This window comes from Okeania sp. SIO2B3 (assembly GCF_010672525.1).
Lineage (GTDB): Bacteria > Cyanobacteriota > Cyanobacteriia > Cyanobacteriales > Microcoleaceae > Okeania.
In genome coordinates this window covers 1-21,954 of the sequence record NZ_JAAHGH010000086.1, presented here as the reverse complement: position 1 = coordinate 21,954, position 21,954 = coordinate 1, and the positions used below count along the sequence as shown (strand labels likewise).

Annotated in this window: 17 protein-coding genes and 1 tRNA gene; 7 read left to right on the top strand and 11 right to left on the bottom strand. The window is 36.5% G+C overall.

The annotated features are described in order from the left end of the window. Positions 1 to 201 precede the first annotated feature (201 nt). From F6K15_RS29905 to F6K15_RS29890, 4 genes are all read right to left on the bottom strand, one after another. Positions 202 to 672 carry a hypothetical protein gene (locus F6K15_RS29905; RefSeq protein WP_293068278.1) on the bottom strand — a complete coding sequence of 157 codons (471 nt, stop codon included), beginning with the start codon at positions 670 to 672 and terminating at the stop codon, positions 202 to 204. Positions 673 to 982: 310 nt separating this feature from the next. Next, entirely contained in the window at positions 983 to 2,386 is a 1,404-nt protein-coding gene (locus F6K15_RS29900) for an RNA polymerase sigma factor (protein WP_293068277.1), read from the bottom strand. Between the two features lie 740 nt (positions 2,387 to 3,126). Further along, entirely contained in the window at positions 3,127 to 3,573 is a 447-nt protein-coding gene (locus F6K15_RS29895; protein ID WP_293068275.1) for a hypothetical protein, read from the bottom strand. Positions 3,574 to 4,178: 605 nt separating this feature from the next. Continuing rightward, positions 4,179 to 4,251 (bottom strand) — tRNA-Phe (locus tag F6K15_RS29890). Between the two features lie 587 nt (positions 4,252 to 4,838). Here F6K15_RS29890 and F6K15_RS29885 point away from each other — a divergent pair. Further along, positions 4,839 to 6,350: an MBOAT family protein gene (locus F6K15_RS29885; RefSeq protein WP_293068274.1), complete on the top strand. Its 1,512-nt coding sequence runs from the start codon at positions 4,839 to 4,841 to the stop codon at positions 6,348 to 6,350. Positions 6,351 to 7,134: 784 nt separating this feature from the next. Here the strand turns inward: F6K15_RS29885 and F6K15_RS29880 are convergent. The 4 genes from F6K15_RS29880 to F6K15_RS29865 all read right to left on the bottom strand — a co-directional run bounded on the left by F6K15_RS29880 (position 7,135) and on the right by F6K15_RS29865 (position 12,679). Then, a complete protein-coding gene (locus F6K15_RS29880) occupies positions 7,135 to 7,896 on the bottom strand; it encodes an FkbM family methyltransferase (RefSeq protein ID WP_293068272.1) in 762 nt (253 codons plus the stop codon). Between the two features lie 551 nt (positions 7,897 to 8,447). Continuing rightward, positions 8,448 to 9,260 (bottom strand): sulfurtransferase, encoded by an 813-nt coding sequence (locus tag F6K15_RS29875; protein ID WP_293068270.1) that lies wholly within the window; start codon positions 9,258 to 9,260, stop codon positions 8,448 to 8,450. 534 nt (positions 9,261 to 9,794) lie between these two features. Further along, positions 9,795 to 10,325 carry a hypothetical protein gene (locus tag F6K15_RS29870; protein ID WP_293068268.1) on the bottom strand — a complete coding sequence of 177 codons (531 nt, stop codon included), beginning with the start codon at positions 10,323 to 10,325 and terminating at the stop codon, positions 9,795 to 9,797. A 773-nt stretch (positions 10,326 to 11,098) separates the two neighbouring features. Next, positions 11,099 to 12,679: a hypothetical protein gene (locus F6K15_RS29865; protein ID WP_293068266.1), complete on the bottom strand. Its 1,581-nt coding sequence runs from the start codon at positions 12,677 to 12,679 to the stop codon at positions 11,099 to 11,101. A 25-nt stretch (positions 12,680 to 12,704) separates the two neighbouring features. On the opposite strand from F6K15_RS29865, the gene F6K15_RS29860 reads away from it, so the two are divergent. Continuing rightward, a complete protein-coding gene (locus F6K15_RS29860; RefSeq protein WP_293068264.1) occupies positions 12,705 to 13,619 on the top strand; it encodes a tRNA (5-methylaminomethyl-2-thiouridine)(34)-methyltransferase MnmD in 915 nt (304 codons plus the stop codon). Positions 13,620 to 14,531: 912 nt separating this feature from the next. Here F6K15_RS29860 and F6K15_RS29855 read toward each other — a convergent pair. Continuing rightward, positions 14,532 to 14,693 (bottom strand): hypothetical protein, encoded by a 162-nt coding sequence (locus tag F6K15_RS29855; protein WP_293068262.1) that lies wholly within the window; start codon positions 14,691 to 14,693, stop codon positions 14,532 to 14,534. 73 nt (positions 14,694 to 14,766) lie between these two features. Here F6K15_RS29855 and glmU point away from each other — a divergent pair, with 73 nt between their 5' ends. The 3 genes from glmU to F6K15_RS29840 all read left to right on the top strand — a co-directional run bounded on the left by glmU (position 14,767) and on the right by F6K15_RS29840 (position 18,609). Beyond that, the gene (glmU, locus tag F6K15_RS29850) at positions 14,767 to 16,194 is read left to right on the top strand and encodes a bifunctional UDP-N-acetylglucosamine diphosphorylase/glucosamine-1-phosphate N-acetyltransferase GlmU (protein WP_293068260.1); all 1,428 of its coding nucleotides are present in this window, start codon (positions 14,767 to 14,769) and stop codon (positions 16,192 to 16,194) included. A gap of 423 nt (positions 16,195 to 16,617) precedes the next feature. After that, positions 16,618 to 17,616, top strand: coding sequence for an NAD(P)-dependent alcohol dehydrogenase (locus tag F6K15_RS29845; RefSeq protein WP_293068258.1), 999 nt, complete (start codon positions 16,618 to 16,620; stop codon positions 17,614 to 17,616). A gap of 9 nt (positions 17,617 to 17,625) precedes the next feature. Next, positions 17,626 to 18,609: a zinc-binding dehydrogenase gene (locus tag F6K15_RS29840; RefSeq protein WP_293068256.1), complete on the top strand. Its 984-nt coding sequence runs from the start codon at positions 17,626 to 17,628 to the stop codon at positions 18,607 to 18,609. Between the two features lie 162 nt (positions 18,610 to 18,771). Here F6K15_RS29840 and F6K15_RS29835 read toward each other — a convergent pair whose 3' ends face one another. Together F6K15_RS29835 and F6K15_RS29830 are read right to left on the bottom strand one after the other, a co-directional pair. Then, positions 18,772 to 19,404: a GUN4 domain-containing protein gene (locus F6K15_RS29835; protein WP_293068254.1), complete on the bottom strand. Its 633-nt coding sequence runs from the start codon at positions 19,402 to 19,404 to the stop codon at positions 18,772 to 18,774. Between the two features lie 393 nt (positions 19,405 to 19,797). Further along, positions 19,798 to 20,895, bottom strand: coding sequence for a gamma-glutamylcyclotransferase family protein (locus F6K15_RS29830; protein WP_293068252.1), 1,098 nt, complete (start codon positions 20,893 to 20,895; stop codon positions 19,798 to 19,800). Between the two features lie 443 nt (positions 20,896 to 21,338). Between F6K15_RS29830 and F6K15_RS29825 the strand changes: the two genes are divergently transcribed. Further along, positions 21,339 to 21,605, top strand: coding sequence for a hypothetical protein (locus tag F6K15_RS29825; RefSeq protein WP_293068251.1), 267 nt, complete (start codon positions 21,339 to 21,341; stop codon positions 21,603 to 21,605). A 226-nt stretch (positions 21,606 to 21,831) separates the two neighbouring features. Then, a complete protein-coding gene (locus F6K15_RS29820; protein WP_202219659.1) occupies positions 21,832 to 21,930 on the top strand; it encodes a helix-turn-helix domain-containing protein in 99 nt (32 codons plus the stop codon). The last annotated feature ends 24 nt before the right edge of the window (positions 21,931 to 21,954 follow it).

Below are 21,954 nucleotides of genomic sequence, written 5' to 3'. Positions count from 1 at the left end.
CTCCCTCCAGAAAAAATTAGCCGGAACAGATAGACCATTCAGGTACTGAGTGGCGATCAAGTTGCCTGAATGCCCTCTGAATGTCGTTAATATTCTGAATCCCGAGGCCAATTACAGATAGCATCTTTCAGAAGAATATTGGCTAAAACTACTGCAAAGCATGATTTACAAGCAGTTTTCCACCTCCCCCAGAGCTAAGAGTTAAGAGTAAATTACTACTTCTATATCTACATTCTCATAGACCGATCGATTTCTGACCCATCCTATTCCTTGACCTTTGTTCGTGATATAGTGCCCTTGCTCGATCTGGTTTTCCTCGATCACCTGTCCTTGCTCTGTAAGATTGTAGCCTAATCGTTCGAGGTTGTACGCCGCGAAATCGCTGTCTCCTGATTCCGGTATCCATTTGTACCAAAGACTTGCATCCAAGAGATGGGACAAGTTTGCTGCTTCCAAGAGGATCGGGTACTCTTCCAGGTTCGTATCAGGCGTGTCCAACATAATTATATCTCCTGGTTTGAGTATATAATGGCAAACGTTCCCTACTTCCTCTACTTTGCAATTGTATACATTTGCTGCATCCGCAGGTAATGTTTGAACTCCCATTGCGATGATTACGGCCAGGACGATTGTTGCTAGAACTTGTTTGACTTTCGTTATTTCTATTTTCATTTTGTTTCCCTTTTCTATTTCGTTATCAATCAGGCCAAGTACAACTCCCCCTGTGACATTTTTAGTTTTTTTCTGCCTTTGCTACTTGGTTTGCTGTTCTGTCATTCTATTTCTTACCATTAAAGAATTAAGGTAAAAAGCAGAAAACCTTTATTCCACATAATTAAGTAGCAAAGTAGCATTTGTCCGTTTTATTTTTGGAGTTGTACTTTCTTTGTGCCCCACACTTTTTAGACTTTTTAATTCTTTTTTTCCTGAACTTTTTCTCTATGTTAATTTGGAATTGCGATTCCAATGAAGCGATCGCCCACTATCTTATAGTGTCAAACTTGCCAACATAACCATCTGAATCAACAAATTCAGGAGGTACCTGCAATTGTTCCTCTGCCTTTTCCATCATAGTCCAATCTCGATCGCGTCGTCTCATCCTGTCCTTAATATGGGGTGAAGGTGAATAGCCGATCGCCCCCTCTGTACCCATCCCTATCTCATCCCGTCTCAAACTCAGCAACTTCGAGACCACCCACGATCGCCGTAAAACAATATCACTAAGGATACCTCCTCCATCGCACAGCCACATCAACCCCTTGCGCCACCATTCATTAAAAGGAGCCTCCACACATCCAGTCCATTTCCCATCCATCAACAAACTCGACAACACAACTGGCATCATAGCCGACAGCATATTCTCACCACAAACATTTGCCCCATCACCAATATTCTCCTCAACCATACCCTTCGACGACCCTGCACCATCCACAAATTCTGATTCTTCAGCCACATCCACCTCGACACACTCTTCCGATGTCAATACCGCCATAGTCTCCAACCCCTGGGAATTTTGGGAGGCAATGTCCGCACTCACAACTTCTAACTCCTCCCTCTTCTCCTCTTCCCCAGACACCTCTGGAGTTGCCGATATCCCCTGCACCGAAACATTTGCCAAATCTTCCTGTTTCTGGCACCATACATTGCCATCCCCTAATTCTCTCTCTGTGCCCAACACCGACTCATCAAAATCAATGAAATAACCGCTCAACATCAGCTTCAACTTTTTCCGTGCCTGGGAGATGCGCTTGTAAACACTATCGTAGGAAATACCCTGTCGCTCGACAATTTCCTGAGAAGAAAGCTCTTGATAAAAATGTAAAATAAAAGTTTCCCGCATCCGTTTGGGCAAAGAAGCGATCGCCCGTCGAATCACCACCGACCTCTCATCCTTCTCCAAAACCTGCTCTGGCAACTCCACCGCCGACGCCACCCCCATTTCTCCACTATCACCAACCCACTCTATATCATCTACACCCACAGCTCTCCGAGAACGTTTACGGATGAGATCCAGACATAAATTTCGAGTCAGGGTCATCAACCAAGCAGGCAAATTAGCAATTTTCCCGGCGAACTTGCGCACCTTATCCAATGCCTTCACCATTGCCTCACTCAGAGCATCCTCGGCATCTGCATGGTTAGAGTTCATCAACCTCAGACAGCAGCGATAAAATCGGTCTCGATGCTCGCACCATACCTGCCAAAATTCGTTTTCTATATTGTCTTTCTCCAATTTCTGAGGATTTTTGCCGTTTCCGGGAGCGGCTGCCACAGGAGGGGGAGTCAAGATCGCTAACATCGCCATACTTCCTCCCTCTTGGGTAGTTTCACCTCCTGGGTTCGGGTCTGTTAATTTCCCTTTTTCCTCGGCCTTGAGATGAACCATAGATTAATTTGGGGTATTCAAAGTGTTTTAATTTTGCTGCAACACGATCATATTTCTACTGTGATGTCTACGTCAACTGCTTAAGTATATTTTTTTTATAAATAATAAAGATAATTATTTCTAATACTTACTTTACCCAAGTCAAAAGTAAAAAAATAATCCCTGACTGGGTTTAAGCATTTATTTTGGTCAAACTTCTCATGTAATTTGCTATAAAATCATTAATAATATTTCTTAACTTTGCCAGCAAAATGTAAAAGCGAGTCACATTGAGGAATATGCTCGCCGTTGGTGAATTTTAGTCAGAATTGGAGTACTCAGGGTTGAGTCAGAAAGGGTTGGGAAAGAGGCGATCGCCCCGTTCCCTTTCACCTGCATGGACCTGGGTCAGAAGGAACTATCAAGGGTTGAGTTAAGTATCTTTGGGATTGGTGTTTCTTTATCCTTTCTGATTCTTCTGTTTTTTTTAATTTTTATCGACTGGGCTATAGTCTGGGTAAATAGGCGATCGCCCCGTTACCAACCGATCCCAAGGAAAATTATTCGTTCATCTGCATCCATTAACTAACAAATCAAAAGCCTCTAAAACATTCTTGCGTTGTGACTTAAGCTCTTGTCAGCAGGACTGTTTAATTTTCCGGGACTATAACTGGGAAAGATCATCCACCAATCTTCAGCCCCCTAGATTTCTCTTTTGTTTTACCTGAATCTTTTTTTTTCCTTTTTTCGGTTTACATCACTTAATTTGACGGTCTTGAGTAACCTGGATATGCTGTATTCAAAACCCAATTTTGATTAGCTTTATTTCGTTCTTTCTGATATTTAAATCCAAAATTCACTGTTGTCACTTGTGTTGGAACATACCTCGTACATCGCTTATCATCATCCACCTCGCGACACTGATATGCTTCTATTGACTCTGGTTGCCCTGGCAATTTGGTTAACAATACATCAAAATTATGGGGTGAGTCTGTGATTTTAGTGCATTTGGCTGGGTTGCTAATTTTTGTGCTATTTCTGTAGGCATTCCATATACCTTCATATTGAGCTGCATTCGTAAATAATGTTTTATCCAATTGAGAAAAGTCTTTTGTCGGAGGTGTTTGTCCGTAGATATGTTGAAGTACATGCCCTCCCATTTTAGTATTTTCGCTGACTTTTGCACTTGTAATTACTGTATTAATCACTCTACACTCTTTTGCATATGCTGGACTTGCCAGAAGAAAAGTAAAACACATTGTCGCTGTTATGATTACTGTGGTCAGTAGATCCTTAAAATTAAGCCTAGTAAATTTCATTTTTATTGCCATTTCTCCTTTTAACTGCTTTTGGGGTCTCATACAATAGAATGGTATTTCCTGAGATATGTCCAGAAACAAGATGTAAGCCTGGAGCTAGCTAGGGCTTCACCTGCATTTTTGGAGTGGTCATTTCAATTTTGGCCAGATTTCTATCCGAAAGGCTATATACTATAGGCTCTAGCAGAATTAGGCCAATAAAGACTAACCTCTATTCGATTTTGCCTTTTCTAATTAGACGAGTGACCTCAGCTTTTTATGACTTTTTTTTGAAATTTTTCTCGACTGGGCTATTCTCTGTTAGACCATTTTTATGATGTAGATAGATTTGACACCCTCTCCGGCCTAAAGGCGCGGAGATTCCTAGCGAGCCGAAGCTCCTCGACGGGTTGACGTTTTGCTGGCGCAAAGCTCCGCTAACATAGACTGCTGCTACCAGATGCGGTAGTCTTAACTGTATTATTAAAATCATCCTGCATTTATGCAAGGCCGAATGCCAGGAGGCGGACTTGAACCGCCGACACGAGGATTTTCAGTCCTCTGCTCTACCAACTGAGCTATCCCGGCTTTTTTTCTCACTTTTACTATAGTAGCAGACTAAATATAATTTTGACAAGTACTTTTGGAATTTTTTTTATTAAGTCAGGAGTCAGGATGTCAGGAGCCAGGAGTCAGGAATCAGGAAAAATGGAAACTACAGAGGAGGTAGGAGTCAGGAGTTAGAATAAATGGGAATTGATAGAGGAGGTAGGAGGAAAAATTGTCCCTCAAAAGTAAGAATTAAAGTAAATCAAAAGTCATAATTTAAGCAATGAGATGACTGGAGGTACTGTCAACGAAGTCAGAAGTCAGAAGTTAGAAGTCAGAAGTTAGATAGAGGGGAGCCATCGGTAGGGCGACGTACAGAAGTTGTTTTTGTCATGGGGATTTGATCTTGCCTCCAAAAACATTTCGCCGGAAAAGGGGGGGTTGCGCGACCCAATTATTTTGATAAAGAATAACTGATAATACCAATTTTAAATAACAATGTTACAAATGGTTTCAAACTACATAGGTAAATAATTTCCTGAAATTACTTTAGGGTAAAAGTTTTGAGGCTATAAACCGATTAAATCTTACTTTTGACTTTTGACTTTTGACTTGGATGAAACGGCATGACTTTTATCTCTTTTAATTACGCTCTATTCTTATTAATAGTGTTGGGACTTTATTGGTCAATGCCACGACAGTCTTGGCGAGTGTTTGTCCTGTTAGTTGCTAGTTTATTTTTCTACGCCACTATTCAACCTCAATATATTCCACTACTATTAATAATTACCCTTTTGAATTTTTACCTTGCTCAAGCTATTGGGGAACCAAAAGATTGGCGTATTGCTAATAAACAATGGAACCGCCGTCGCTTGCTATTATTGTGGTTAGGTATAATTTGCAATATCTTACTTTTATTAAGTTTCAAATATATACCTTTTTTATTAAATAGTATTGGCATTCTCTACAATATACCTAATATTTTAGAAACTGCTAATTGGGTTGATAGTAATGTAATTGCACCATTAGGTTTAAGTTTTTTCTGCTTTGAATGTCTTGCTTATTTAATTGATGTTTATCGAGGTGCTCCTTCAGCTTTTTCTTTATTAGAATTTACATCTTATAAGTTATTTTTTCCCAAACTTATTTCTGGTCCGATAACTCGTTATCATTATCTGCAAAATCAGTTAGGAATGGTCGGGAAAAAAACTACTCAAGCTTTAGTTAAAACTCCTGCTTTAAAATTACCAACTTTAGAGCAAATAACGGAAGGAATTTGGTTAATTGCGACTGGGGCGGTAAAAAAAGCTTTAATAGCTGATAATTTAGGAATTTTTGTAGACCTGAGTTTTAGTAATTTACAACGTGCTGGAAGTGGCGATCTATGGTTAGCAACAATTGCTTATGGATTACAACTTTATCTTGATTTTAGTGCTTATGTTGATATTGCTCGTGGTAGTGCTTTTTTGATGGGTTTAAGTTTGCCACAAAATTTTGATTTTCCTTATTTCAGCACAAGTATTGCAGAATTTTGGCGTAGGTGGCATACAACTTTGGGAGATTGGTTGAGAAACTATTTATATTTTCCTTTGGGAGGTTCAAGGGTAGGTTTATTTAGGACTTGTTTGAATTTGTTAATTGTGATGTTAATTGCTGGTATTTGGCATGGTGCTGCTTGGGGATTTATTGTTTGGGGAGTTTTGCATGGTTTGGCATTAGTAATTCATCGATTAATAGAGGCAACTTCTCAACATTTTAAGGTGAAAAAAGTATGGGAAAGTTTGCCAGGAATTTTAATCAGTTGGTTGTTAACTCAGAGTATGGTTTTTGGTGCTTGGATATTTTTCCGACTGCCGAATTTAAGGGATTCTTTTTGGGTGTTTTCTCACTGGTGGAATTATGAAGCAGATGTTCAATTTGTGGATAAAGTTTATCTGGAGGCGATGGGTTTAGAAAGGTTACATTTGGTGTGGTTAATTTGTGGAGTTGTAGTGGCAATGGCGATTAATTATTGGTTTCATCGTGGTCTGAAGTTACAGTTAAATTGGCAGTTGAAAGTTTTGTTAGTGCCTGTATTTTTATTTACTGTTTGGTTGTTGGCACCGGAGGGTTTGCCTTATATTTATTTTGATTTTTAAAGAAGGAAGAGGGAAGAGGTAAGAAGGAAGAAGGAAGAGGGAAAAAGACAGAAAGAAGAAGGAAAAAGGAAGAGGGAATCAACATTGAATCAAAATGATACAGCAGTTTCCGAAGTTATGAAGTACAACTAAATGAAGTGAATGTTTTTTTTAGACATCTCCAGAAAAGAGTAGTGACGTTGTATGCAACGTCACTACAGAGTAGGAGGAAACAATTGATAATTTTCTGTGTGATAATTGATTTTATTTATTTTTTATAGCACTACGCATTAAGATTAGGACAGCTAAGAAACTTCAAAACATTACAGTTAAAAGTTTTAACTCTAGCTGATAACGAAGTTCCTCCGATAGGAGGCTAGCTGATAGCTGTTTGCGGAGCATTCCGTAGGAAATGCTTATAGCTATATTATTAATTGTTGAACTGAGTCAGCAGATGCACAAAATTCAAGCTAAAAACCTTGTCTAGGAATCACCAAATTTTTCATTAATGGATAATTGAGAATTGATAATTACCTCTGTTTAAAACCGTTACGGAATTGAAGATAAGGAAATATTATTTCTTTTCTCTTGGTCGATGGTCGGACAGCGAGGAGACCCGCTCTTATCAGAGCCGCTCCGCTTTATATGTTGCGGAGCAAAACGCCATCCCATCCTAACGGACTTCTCCGCAAACGACCGCTTTTTCCCCTTAAAAGAGGAGGCTTTAAACCAGAATTATTTAATTATTAATAATTAATAATTAATTATTCGGTAAATATTTATGTCCGGTTACTGTACTTACTGATTAGTAATTGATAAAAGCTAAGGTATCACCACCACAAGAAAAACAGTTATAATTGTACTTTTCCAAGAGTGATTTTGCTAAATTTTTCTCATCATCAGAAAGATGCTTATGCTCATACATGATAACACAGGGTTTATATCTCAAAAAATCAACTTGTGATAGTACTTTATAATCAAATCCTTCTGTATCTATATGAAGAAGATCTATTACTTCTACATTATTTCTATCAAAGATTTCTTGCATAGTTATAGTTTCGATATCTTCTTCAATAATATAGGGTTCAAGCTTCCCTTGAAGATGTTTAAGTATGTGATTTCTATTGAAAGAACCCAATTGGTCATACCATTCTGGTAGACCTCCTAATTCTGTTTTTGCTTCCTCACAAACATAATAGAATTTCTGAAAACCTCTTTGGGTGGATATAGCAATCTTTTCAAAAATAAATCGTTCAGAATTGTTATAGTTCTTTTTTAATCTCTCGAAAAGAAAAGGAATAGGCTCAATAAATATGCCCTTCCAATTTGTATTTCTGATCACTAAATCCCGAATAGGATCTCCATGAGAGCCATCATTCGAGCCAACTTGCACAAAGAAAACAGAATTTTTATGCTTAATATTTGTCCATATTTGCTTTTGTATTTTTCTCAGTCTCTTGTTGTTGTTGTATTGTATTTTCAGGTTTCTGTAACTGTTTAATGTTTTGCGTAATGGCTCGTATACTGCAGGATATGTGCTAAGTGTACTTTTGATTCTTTCATACATATCAAGATTTTCCTATTCAATGGGGTTTAATAACTGCTCGACATAATCTACAGCTATAATTTTATAATTATAACTCTTGCAAGGCTCTTAATCTTAACTTAATGGTTGTAGGAAAATGCAATTGCTTCAGGGGTTAAAAAGCAATTAAATTATTAAATTATAGCAAAGATTAAGTAGTCGTGCAAAATTAATTTCCTAGTTTGAGAGAGGAAACAGAGCACCTGGAAGCTGGAATAGGCAAGGGAGAACAGGAATTCAACAGAATGTGTAATTAATTTTGCATAGGCACTTAACCATTATTTAGATGCTTGTTTCAATAATTAACAACTATCTACCCTTAAAAGAACAGCATTGACTAAAAGAATTTTTTTCTTTTTTATCCTTGATATGTAGAAGCTTGAAGCCTTAATTATTCCGTAAATCTTGACGATCTACTTTTTATGCTTCTTTTATCTTCTTTTTAAGGAGAGGTAATAATTAATTATTAATTATTAATTGTTAATTGCTAAATTTTTCCCGATCTTACAACCTATCTTCCCTACTACCTTTATTTAATATGAACACCAATCACTCCAACTACCTGCATAAAGTTTTCCTGTATTAATACCTGCCATTTTTAACGACCATAAATTCACACAAGCAGTCACACCAGAACCACAATAAACAATAACTTCCTCAGCATTTTTAACCTTTTCCCACCGTTGAATTTGTTCGTCAACTTTTGCCAGAGAATTTTCATCAGTAACTTGTTTCCAAGGATAATTAACCGCACCAGGAATATGACCAGCAATAGGGTCAATAGGTTCATGTTTTCCTAAATAGCGATCGCTATCTCGTGAATCAACTAATACTACTTCTGGTAAATCTTTTTTGGCTTTAACTGTTTCTATATCTACTACCATTTTTGATTTAATTTGTGGTTCAAAAAAACCTGCTTGTGGGGTAGAAATTTCATTAGTAATTGGATATTTTTTTTGCCACTGAGAAAAACCGCCATCTAAAAGAGCAAATTTTTCATGGCCCATGTATGTCAATAACCACCATAGACGAGAAGCAAAGGCAAAGCGAGAATCATCATAAGCCACAATGAGAGTTTCTTGGTATTTAACACCTATAGTTGCTAATTTTTGGGCAAGTAGATCGGGTTCGGGTAATGGGTGACGCCCGCCATGTTTTTGTACTGCACTGGAAAGGTCTTGGTTAAGGTCGAAATAGAATGCGCCAGGGATATGAGCATCTTGATATTGTTTTTGGCCTAATTCTGGGTCAGCTAAAGAAAAACGACAGTCGATGATGATTAGGTCTGGTTCATTTAGATGGTCTACTAACCACTGAGGAGAAATAAGAAAATTTTTCTTAGTCATAATTTACTAATACAAGTTTTATATTAGGTTGCATAGAATGATGAAATTCATTAAATCGATTTATATTTATCTACGCTTACCGAATTATTAATTATTAATTATTAATTATTAAATAATTTTGGTTTAAAGCCTCCCCTTTTAAGGGGAAAAAAGCGGTTGAGGGATGGCGTTTTGCTCCGCAACATATAAAGCGGAGCGGCTCTGTCAAGAGCTAGTCCCCTCGCCATATCCATGAGACCAAGACAGCGGTCGTTTGCTTTTGCTTCGCAAAACTGGCGTAACGCAACGCTGTCGCGTTTCGCGTCAGCGGAACGGAGTTCTATCTTCGCAGCTTCCCGTAGGGTGGGATGGCTCCGAAACCTGCATCATATCCATGAGACCAAGAGAAGAAATAATATTTCCTGATATTCAATTCCGTAACGGTTAAAACCCGAGGTAATTATCAATTATCAATTAATGAACTGTGGTCAATTATGCTTGAAATATTATTCTATGCAGCTTCATTTCAATTTGTATAAATTCAATCAAGTTTTTTTATTTTGAAGAATAGGTAAAACTATTGATGGTTTGTGGCGATCGCTTGACTGACATTTTACTGATAAAAACAGCTACTGCCATGAATAAGATTACCACAACTATCCCTAGAGTTATCTTACTCATTTTGAGATGATTCCAACTTCTATTTTTGATACTATTAATTTTTGACTTTGAATCAAATCTATATTGTTGATTATCATCAAAATTATGCCAAATCAAACTAGATGAGGAATTTAATTTTAAATCAAACTCCTGACCCCAAGTTGCATAATCATCGCTGTATCTTTTAATTAGTAATTTAACTCTTTTAATTGATTCAGGAGCTAATTCTATTAATTGATGTCTAACTATATCTACGATATAACTTCTCTCTGGCAATTCTTCAGATTCTAGGAGTATGTGTAACCATCCATTTACTGCACTAACTTTTGCATTAATACCTTGAGGATGTAACGTTCCATTTAATAGGGTAGCAATGGATTTAGAATTTCCTTGTTTAGCAAGTTCGATAAATCTATATTCAACCATAATTAATTACCTTTGAATAATAAATAGCAAATATTTGTTTTGATCTTTTTCTTTTGGTTTAATAACCCACCGTCTACAGGGTGTTTACAATGTATAATTGATAATTGATAATTAATTCATTCGGTTTAAAGTCTCTCCTTTTAAGGAGAAAAAAGAAAAAATTTTCCTTTGAGTCAATCCTATCCGTTTTCAAGGAGATGTATTTGTTAATTATTAATTATTAATTGTTGAAAATTGCTTGGGGTTTGAGTGCCCACACACTTTCTCCAATTTCATTCCTTCTTCCTTCTTCAACTACTTTTTAATTTGGTTAGAGTTATACCAATTCCCACACATTGACGCTATACTTGGACACAACTTCAGTTATCGGTACTTTGATATTTTTCACAGCGAAAATGTCTTCAAAGCTAGTAGGGGTAAGGGAAATACATCAACAGGCTAAAAATGGCTCAAACCCAGATATATCAGGAAAAAGGTTGATTCAATGTAAAACCAAGACTATATAAAGGTTTGATGCTATTCTTAACATATTTTTTGCCAAAGTACCGTTATTAAGTAATCAACACAGCTAGAATAACTTTTTTGTTAATTAGCAGCTAAGTTTAATGTTAATTATTCTTATTTTTACTTCCCCTCCTGGGAGGAGTTAGAGGTGGGTTAACTCCCCTACTCCCCTGCTCAATAAAATGTAGAAAAGTTTTTGAGAAATGGTATTAGAGTTCCCATCCACTTTTTCCTTCTTCCTTCTTCCTTCTTGTTTCTTCCTTCTTCAACTACTTTTTCATTTTTGCTACTCTAATTGCATAGTCAGCATTGCTTTGATATTCTTTGATTTTTTTTCTGGCTTGTTTATATTTAGGATGAGATGCTGGTACTATTTTCATAAATTCTGTTGCATCTTGCCACTGACTTGCTACTGCTTCCCATTCTATTTTAGTCTGAGCATACTGAGCCATTTCTGCTGCATTTATAGCTCGATTAACTGCTAGTTTAAATGGGTCTGGTGGCGGTAATACAAGAGTTGTGTTTGGGGTGGGCGAAGGTTTTTTTGTTTGGGAATATATAGGTGTAGGTTGAGTTTTTACTTCTTCAATTTCTAGGTTCTTTGAGTTAATTTTTTTTGCTATTGGTGAGGGGATTTCCGGAACTATAACTACAGATTTTTCAGACATTAATTGCCATTGAGAAAATCCATATACGCCTAATGTAAGTAAAGGAATAATCAGTAATACCAAAATGTTGTTTTTGATTGTTTTCTGGATTTTTTGTAAGTAATTACTTTTTTCTCTTTGATCAACTGGCTTAACTTTTTTTGTCACTAATACTGATTGAGGTTTATTTGTGATTTTAGCTCCAGAATAGGTGCTAGTTTTTGCCAATTCATTCTCTGTTTTATCTTTTTCTTTTTGGTTGAATACCCCACCGTCTACACGGTATTTACAATTACTTTGGGTTTTAGTCCCTATCCACTTTTTCCTCTCTTGGTGCCCATTCCCTCTCTTGGTCAGCATTCCCTCTCTTGGTCGGCGTTCCCTCTCTTGGTCGGCGTTCCCTCTCTTGGTCGGCGTTCCCTCTCTTGGTCGGCGTTCCCTTGCGACTGGCGTCGTCGCGGGGTCCGACCGCTTGCGACTGTCGTCGTCGCGGAGTCTTACCGCTTGCGACTGGCGTCGTCGCGGAGTCCGACCGCTTCTTCCTTCTTCCTTCTTTTTTCTTCCTTCTTCAATCAAATTAATCTGAGGTAGTTTGGAAAAGTTTTTATTTTTTAGAGTCGGACTAGGACTATATGCTTTGTTGAATACAAAAAATATTTTAGATGAAAATTCAAATTGATATAATTTAGCTGCTACAATTAACCAAACACTAATAAATACAAATAAAAGTAACTTATCTATAAATGTTTCAGGATGTAAAAATTGACTTTTTTCTAAAATTGCAATTTGATAATTCAGGTTAAACCAAGGCAAAATTAATGTATATATTAAAGTTGCTGCCAGAGTACTAATAATCATTATCAACCAACTATATAAAGCTTTCCACCAACTTGTAATTGGCGGAAATAATAAAAATTTATACCGATAACTTCGACCTAAAATTTTCCGGAAAATATGAAAAATCAAAAGAAAGTAATGATGCAAAAAAGCAAAAGCAGGAATCAAAAAAAACAGAAAAATAATACTCAAACAAATGAACAACTCTAAACTTCCCCCTAGTTGTTGCCAAAAATATATTCCTAGCTTTAACTCCTTAATTATGGCAACTAAAATCGTTAGAAAATAAACCATGATTAAAGCCTTTAACCAAGAACGAAGACAAGGAAACCAAAGAGGTAAGTATAATTTTTTCTGTTTATTCATTTAGATAACTATTTCAGAGGAAAAATTGACAAATCATAAGTTTCTGCCACAAATAACAGCAGATGGCTCCTTTACTTTTTTTTCACCCGAATTTGGTGAAACTTTTCACTCTAATTTTGGCGCTCAACAAGAAGCAGAATTTAAGTTTGTTTACCCAGTTCAACTATTATCTAGAGTACATCAACCCGTGGTGTGCCTACTTGACGTTTGTTATGGACTAGGATATAACACTGCCTCTGCTTTAGCGGCCATCTGGAAAATTAATCCTGGTTGTAAAATTCAATTGGTAGGCCTAGAATTAGACCCAGAAGTACCAAAAACAGCGATCGCTACAAATCTTCTAGATAATTGGCCCGACCCTGTGCCAGAATTATTAGCTACTCTCGCTAATACCCATCAATTACAAACAGAAAAAATTCAAGCCAAACTGTCCATCGGGGACGCTAGAATCACTATTCAAGAACTAAATAACTCCGGTTTCCAAGCTGATGCTATATTTCTCGACCCCTTTTCTCCACCCAGTTGTCCTCAACTTTGGACCGTAGAATTTTTGCGCTTAGTAACTAGCTTTCTCAAACCTGATGGTCATCTAGCAACATATTCCTGCTCTGCAGCAGTCAGAACAGCATTACTGGAAACTCACTTGAAAATTGGTTCTACTGCACCAGTAGGTAGGCGATCGCCAGGAACAGTGGCCAGTTTTACCGAAGAATATTTACCCCCACTGTCCCAAAAAGAAAAAGAACATTTACTAACTCGCGCTAGTATTCCCTACCGAGACCCCCACTTATCAGACTCGGCGGAAATTATTATGCGTCGTCGCCAGTTAGAACAACAAAAATCTTCCCTAGAACCTACATCTCATTGGAAAAAACGTTGGTTGTTGAAGAAGGAGTCAGTCCTCAGGAGTCAGTCCTCAGGAGTCAGGAGTCAGAAGTGATGAAACTATAGCAGTGCTTGAGGGGTATATTTACAAATTGCAGAGACTATCCAGTATTTAAAAGTCAAAAGTCAAAAGTCAAAAGTCAGATTTGATGAAACTATAGCAGTGCTTGAGGTGTATATTTACAAATTGCAGAGACTATCCAGTATTTAAAAGTCAAAAGTCAAAAGTCAAAAGTCAGAAGTGATGAAACTATAGCAGTGCTTGAGGGGTATATTGACAAATTCCAGAGACTACCCAGTATTTAAAAGTCAAAAGTCAAAAGTCAAAAGTCAAAAGTCAGAAGTGATGAAACTATAGCAGTGCTTGAGAGGTATATTGACAAATTCCAGAGACTACCCAGTATTTAAAAGTCAAAAGTTAAAAGTCAAAAGTCAAAAGTCAAAAGTCAAAAGTCAGAAGTGATGAAACTATAGCAGTGCTTGAGGGGTATATTGACAAATTCCAGAGACTACCCAGTATTTAAAAGTCAAAAGTCAAAAGTCAGAAGTGATGAAACTATAGCAGTGCTTGAGAGGTATATTGACAAATTCCAGAGACTACCCAGTATTTAAAAGTCAAAAGTTAAAAGTCAAAAGTTAAAATTTAAAAGTCAAAAGTCAGAAGTGATGAAACTATAGCAGTGCTTGAGAGGTATATTGACAAATTCCAGAGACTACCCAGTATTTAAAAGTCAAAAGTTAAAATTTAAAAGTCAAAAGTCAGAAGTGATGAAACTATAGCAGTGCTTGAGAGGTATATTGACAAATTGCAGAGACTACCCAGTATTTAAAAGTCAAAAGTCAAAAGTTAAAAGTTAAAAGTCAGAAGTGATGAAACTATAGCAGTGCTTGAGGGGTATATTGATAAATTGTACAGACTACCCAATAGCTAAAAGTCTTATATTATCTGCTTTTTATATCAAATCCACTAAAAAATGTTCCAACCGATGCGCCACTGCCAAATCTTTCTCGATATTCCCCTCCTGGGAGGGGTTAGGGGTGGGTTCTCTACTCCCCAACTCCCCATCTCCCCATCTCCCCATCTCCCCATTCCCCACTTTTTCTCAACAACCACCTCGAAGACTGTCATATATGAGAGTATGGGTATTATAAATTCAGTAATATAACGTTTCTTATTCAATAAGAACATAATCCCAAAAATCATGGTAGCGGTAGCAATTTTAGCGGCTGGACGTGGCACCAGAATGAAGTCTGACCTACCCAAGGTATTACACCAGTTAGGTTCCTGTACCTTAGTTGAACGGGTCTTGAAAAGTTGTGTTTCTATTCAACCATCGAGAATAATTATTATAGTTGGTTATCGTGGAGACCTTGTACAAGAGTCTCTTCTTAATACTGAAAATCAAGACGATAACTTACCCACCCCGGAATTTGTAGAGCAAAGGGAACAATTAGGGACTGGTCATGCCGTTCAACAGTTATTACCCATTCTGGAAGGTTTTTCTGAAGACCTTCTAGTTTTAAATGGGGATGTACCATTATTACGGCCAGAAACTCTAAAGAATTTAATCGACACTCACAAAGAAAATCAAAATGCAGCAACCATCTTGACTGCGAATCTGCCTAATCCCAAAGGTTACGGTAGAATATTCTGTGATATAAATAATATCGTTACGCAAATAGTAGAAGACCGAGACTGTACGGCAGCTCAGAAGCAAAACCACCGAGTCAATGCTGGAGTCTACTGTTTTAACTGGCCAGCTTTAGCAGAGATTTTACCAAGACTTACCACAAATAATGACCAACAAGAGTACTACATAACAGATACAGTTAATTTTCTCAGCCCTGTTATGGCAGTTGATGTGAATGACTATCAAGAAATTGTTGGTATTAACGACCGTAAACACTTGGCTACAGCTTATGACATTTTGCAAGCGCGGGTTAAAGATGATTGGATGAGTGCCGGAGTAACTTTGATAGACCCTAATAGTATAACTATTGATGATACAGTTTTGTTACAACGGGACGTGATTATTGAACCACAAACTCATATTCGGGGTCGAAGTATCATCGGTGCTGGTAGTCGCATTGGGCCTGGAAGTTTGATTGAAAATAGTCAGATCGGTAAAAATGTATCTATTTTGTATTCGGTGATTTCTGATAGTACGGTGGCCGATCGTACTCGTATTGGCCCTTATGCACATCTACGAGGAGATTCTCAAGTGGGTTCCCACTGTCGAATTGGTAATTTTGTAGAATTGAAAAAAGCTCAGGTGGGCGATCGCACTAATGCAGCTCATTTATCTTATTTAGGGGATGCGACTTTGGGAGAAAAGGTAAATGTTGGTGCAGGTACAATTATTGCTAACTATGATGGGGTGAAAAAACATCATACCGAAATTGGCGATCGCTCTAAAACTGGTGCAAATAGTGTATTGGTTGCTCCTGTTACTTTGGGGGAAGATGTGACGGTGGCGGCAGGTTCGGTAGTAACAAAGAATGTGGAAGATGATAGTCTGGTTATTGCTCGCTCTCGACAACTTACGAGAAAAGGTTGGCGGTTAAAGCAGTCTGATGAGAAGAAGGAAGAAGGAAGAGGGAAGAAGGAAGAGGGAAGAGGGAAGAAGTAAAAATAGGGAAGAAGGAAGGAGCGAAAGACAAAAAAAATCTTGCGTTGTCTGAATTTTAAGTTTTTGATATACCCGCACCCTTATTTCGACTGCTAAAAAAGAAGGAAGAAGGAAGAGGGAAGAGGGAAGAAGTAAAAATAGGGAATAAGGAAGGAGCGAAAGACAAAAAAAATCTTGCGTTGTTTGAATTTTAAGTTTTTGATATACTCGCACCCTTCCTTCGACTGCTAAAAAAGAAGGAAGAAGGAAGAGGGAAGAGGGAAGAAGTAAAAATAGGGAATAAGGAAGGAGCGAAAGACAAAAAAAATCTTGCGTTGTTTGAATTTTAAGTTTTTGATATACTCGCACCCTTCCTTCGACTGCTAAAAAAGAAGGAAGAAGGAAGAGGGAAGAGGGAAGAAGTAAAAATAGGGAGATAATTTTGTGAGAGCTTTTGAAATTCAGGAATTTGGTAATTTAGTCTTAACAGAAAAACCACAACCACAACCAAAATTTGGAGAAGTTTTGGTCAGGGTAAAAGCAGTCTCGGTTAACTATCGAGATATTTTAATGGTTAAAGGTCTTTACTACCCCCATCTACGTTTGCCTGTTATTCCGTGTTCGGATGGAGTTGGAGAAGTTGTGTCTGCAGGAGAAGGTGTTACTAAATTTAAACCTGGAGATAGAGTTGCAGGTATTTTTATGCAGAAATGGCGATCGGGTAATTTAACTAAGGAGGTATTTAAGTCTGCTTTGGGTGGTGAAGTTAACGGAATGTTGGCAGAGTATGTAGTGTTGTCTGAAGATGGTTTAGTAAGTATTCCGTCTCACTTATCTGATACAGAAGCAGCAACTTTACCTTGCGCTGCAGTAACAGCTTGGCACGCTTTAATGGAAGCAGGTTTAAAACCAGGGGAAACAGTTCTAGTTATGGGAACAGGTGGAGTTTCTTTGTTTGCTTTACAGTTTGCAGTTATGGCAGGAGCAAGGGTCATAGCAACTTCCAGTAGTGATGAAAAGTTGGAGAGGGTGAAGCAGTTAGGTGCATCTGATGTGATTAATTATAAGTCTGTACCGAAGTGGGAAAAACAGGTGTTGACGTTAACCGAGGGAGTGGGAGTTGATTATATTGTGGAAGTTGGTGGAGCAAATACTTTGAGTAAGTCTTTAAAAGCAGTCAAAATGGGAGGGCAAATTAGTTTAATAGGTGTATTAGCAGGAGCGCAAGCAGAATTTAATCCTTTACCAGCAGTGATGAAAGGAGTCCGGATACAAGGAATTTTTGTCGGTTCGCGCCAGATGTTTGAGGCAATGAATAAGGCGATATATGTGAATAAATTGCATCCTGTATGCGATCGCGTCTTTCCATTTGAGTCAGCTCCAGAAGCACTAAGTTATATGGAAACAGGTTCCCATTTTGGTAAAATTACAATTCAACTTTAGAAGAGAAAAATGAAAGCATTAGTATTGGATCAACCAGGAATTCCTAATAGTTTACATATTGCAGAAATGCCCTTACCACAGCCAGAAGTAGATGAAATTAGGGTAAAAGTTCATGCGGTCGGATTAAACCCTGTTGACTATAAAGTGGCTGCTTCTGGGTTTTCCAGGTGGAATTATCCATTTATTTTGGGGTTAGATGTGGCAGGGGTTGTGGATGCTGTCGGTGCTAATGTTACTGACTGGCAAGTTGGGGATAAAGTTTATTATCATGGGAATTTGTCGAAACCTGGAGGTTATGCAGAATATACTAACGCTACCGCTATAGCAGTTGCTCCACTTCCAGAAGGTGTATCTTTTACTGAAGCTGCTGCTATTCCTTGTGCGGGTTTGACTGCTTACCAAGCTTTGCATCGACGCTTGCACATTCAGTCAGAGCAAACTATTTTAATTCATGGTGGTGCTGGTGGGGTTGGTAGTTTTGGGATACAGTTGGCAGTGTTAACTGGGTTGGAGGTAATTACAACTTGTTCTCAGAATAATTTTGACTATGTACAACAGTTGGGAGCAAAGCATTTAATTGACTATAAAAATGAGGATGTAGTTGTTAGGGTGAAAGAAATTACTAAAGGACGTGGTGTTGATGCAATTTTAGATACGGTTAGTTCGGAAACTGCAACAAAAGGTTTTGAAATGTTGGCATTTAATGGTGGAATTGCTTGTATTGCTGGGTTGCCTGATTTTAGTAAGTTTAAACCTTTTAGTATTGCTGCTTCTATTCACGAAGTTGCTTTGGGAGGAGCTTATTTATCTGGGGATAAAAAAGCAATTAAAGATTTAGGGAAAATGGCAAGAGAAATGGGGGAGTTAGTCAGACAAAAAAAAGTTAATTCAATGTCAACAGAAGTAATTAGTTTAGAGGAAATACCAGAAGCATTAAATCGTTTAAAAGGTCGTCATGTCCGAGGTAAAATAGTTGCTAAAGTTGAGGGATAAAGTGTATTGGAGAAAAAAATACCTTTGTAATATCATATCCGGATCATAGCCCGATGAAAAAAAATAAAGTTCCATATTTCAAGCCTCTGAATTCAGGCCAAGGTACTGATAACTGATAACTGATAACTGATAACTGAAATGACTCCTGACTCCTTCTTCAATTTAGAGATTACATTCTTGAACCTTAGAATATAATATCCGACGCAAACGTTTAGTAATCATAAATTCTGGAATATTCACAGTAGCATCTAACTCTCTTATAGCTATTGGCAAATGACCTTTAGGAGCATTTTCTGAAAAATTTAACTGCTCATATTGTTTCCATTTTCTGGCTTTTCTCCAACCTAATTTGTCACCGAATAGTTGGTAACTTTGTGGGTCGTATGCTTCCAAATTATTGCCAGTTTCTAAGTAAATTGACATTTGAATACTAAGACCAAATTTGTCTTCAGAATATTTCCGCCAGAGTCGATCTATATTGCTAATTTCTTCACAAGAAATTTTTTCTTTTATTGCTCTTGTATTGATACCTCCTCCTCTCTTTCTTTGAGTTAAAGTTAAAATCAAATCGTATGTTTCTTCGTCTGCTTCTTGCCATTTATTATCTGCTAATAAGTTTTCCAACTTAGTGTAAGGAGAATTATCTAGCTCTGGTGAAGTAATAATTTGAGATTGAGAAATATCTGATTTATTGTGAGTTAATATTTCTAGATTATTAGAATTTGCTAATGATGGAAGTGCTGCGAAAAAAATCCATAATAAAATAGTTAAATTTCTGAATTTATACTTAATCATAAATTAACCTCCAAATTATTCATCATCATATTCTATAATTTATTCAATATATAGTAATCCTATTTAATTAAAATTTTATAGCACTACGCGCTAGGGAATAGGGAATAGGGAATAGGGAATAGTAAACTGTTAAAGGGTTTTCGGTGCGGAAATGCTCCACGAACAAGCTTTATAAATCTCCTAACCTTAATGCGTAGCGCTATATATAAAATATATTAGAATTAGAAGCAAGCTCCTAAGTATTTAGGCTAAAATTCACCTCTATTTCAGAGGAGGAGTAAGTTACGACAAACATTATCATACATTTTTAAATTTGACTAACTTCTTGAAGTCAAATAATCGGGTGCATCTCATATTTGCAAAAATACTTTTTTCCTATATATTCCCTATTCTCTATTCCCTATTCTCTATTCCCTGTTGCCTGTTGCCAGATGAGCTGTTGCCTAAAAGCGATAAATTTTTGGCTTTATTCTTGCATTGAGATGCACCCAAATAATCTTTCCACAAATGAAAATTAGTTGTCCTACCAAGTAAAAATACACCTTCTCCTTCTATTCTTGATTGCCTCAATAAATCATAGGCATTTGCTATAACATAATCTAGACAATCTCGATCTCCTAACAATACATCTTGTTCAGTTTCATACAATGAAACGCCTTCATTTCGCAAACATCTTCTTGCATAAAATACTGTCATATCTCGTCCTAATATTTGTTCAATCCATGCCCTTGCTCCAATCGCAAATCCTTGATTCGGATTACACATAAATACTAACCCACAAATACTGCTAATAATAGGTTTGATAAGTTCTCCCTTTTCATTAAAAGCCTGGTCTAATGGTAAATTTTTAAGTTCTAAATCTTTGGCAGTATAAATTTTTTCCTTAATTTTTTTCAACTCTTCATTTGATAATTTAGTCAAAGGTATTGTAGCAACTTTTTTATTTTTTAAATATTCGATCCATTCAGAATCTAAATTACATTCTTTAGCACCATAAATTAGAGTTTTTAAATATCTTTTAGAAGGCGGTACTCCATCTTTAATTGTAATACCTGGGAATTTTATTTGTTCTTTGTAAGCTATATATGTTAGAGCTGTAATAGTAGTTGTTGAACCATAAGGCAAAACTCGTACAATTTCTTCTTGATATACTTGACCTTTACCTTCTAATCCATCAATTACAGCTTTACATTCTGGTGACATTTCATACAAACAACCATGTACAGTAGAATTTTTTTTATAAACTAAATTAGCATAACTTGGATCGACATTATTCGTCGGCACATATAAATTAAATTTCAATTCAAAATCTTTTAATATAGCCGGTTGAGAATGTAAAATCAGTGAATTAGGTTCTGTATTGTATTTATCCTTAGTTTGAGGATTTGATGCTAATTTGAATTCTAGTAATGATTTAGATAAGTTGGAGCCATAGGCAAAGTATTGAATATTAGAAGTAAAGCTGGAAAATTGTTCCGAATTTGGTTGCATATAACCTCGATTAGTGAGTAATTATAATTTTCATTTTATCAATTTTTTCTGAATTAAGTTAAACTGCTAATGTAATATAATTAAGTAATTTTGTTTGTAGTTTTGCTCTAGCTCTTTAAATACTTTAGGACTTAATTTATTTATTCAACCTGTTCAACTGTAATTAATTAATAATATCATAAGTATGTTAATCAATAAAAAAAAATGTATAAGAGTTAAATTTTTATTTATAGAAATCATTTCTGTTTTTCGTAAAGTTTTTACCTATATTTATAGTTTTTCTTGTTTCTAAAAGTAATTTAAAAGTTTTTAATGCAGCGATCGCTCAGTTGGGTTAGCCATAAAACCTAGTTAAAATCACCTAGACAGATGAAGGTAACACAGATGATTATTAGTATTATATAATTATAGTATAAGAATTCACTTATAGGATTTTATCACCTATGATATATATTATTTTGGCATTTTTTTTGGGCTGTAAAAAGATTTTTGACTTAGTTGTTTCTCAGAAAGTACAACTGAATAAAACAGGAGATAAAATATTAAAAATCATACCATCAAGGCAACATCATGGTGCAATTTATAAACAATTTGCACTAACATTTTTTCCTATATCTATTCTCATAGGGGGTATCCTTACCAACAGTTACTACATAGAAATTAGCAGCAAAAAAAAAGTCCTAAAAATAGAAGAAAAGCGAGTTTTATAAGTAAAAAATATCCTCAGAAAAAACTCATTTTTGTCTTTGATTTTAGATGTGCAAAGTTTGGCTAAATTACCAGATAGAAGAGAATATTTTGCTGATAAAAAAAAATAGTTCTCAAATGCAACACTTACCGAAAATTTGGGTCTAAAGCCTCGCCCTTCTAGGGCGACTTTTTAGTTGATTTTATTTCTATAAATATGTTATCATACTATTAGTTTAAATAGGAATTATGAAAGCTAGATTTAAGTATCGCATATATCCAACACCGGGACAAAAATACCGATTAGCCAAGCTATTTGGTTGTGTTTGCTGGCGCAACACTTCGTGAACGTGTGGTTTGGAATGATAGTCT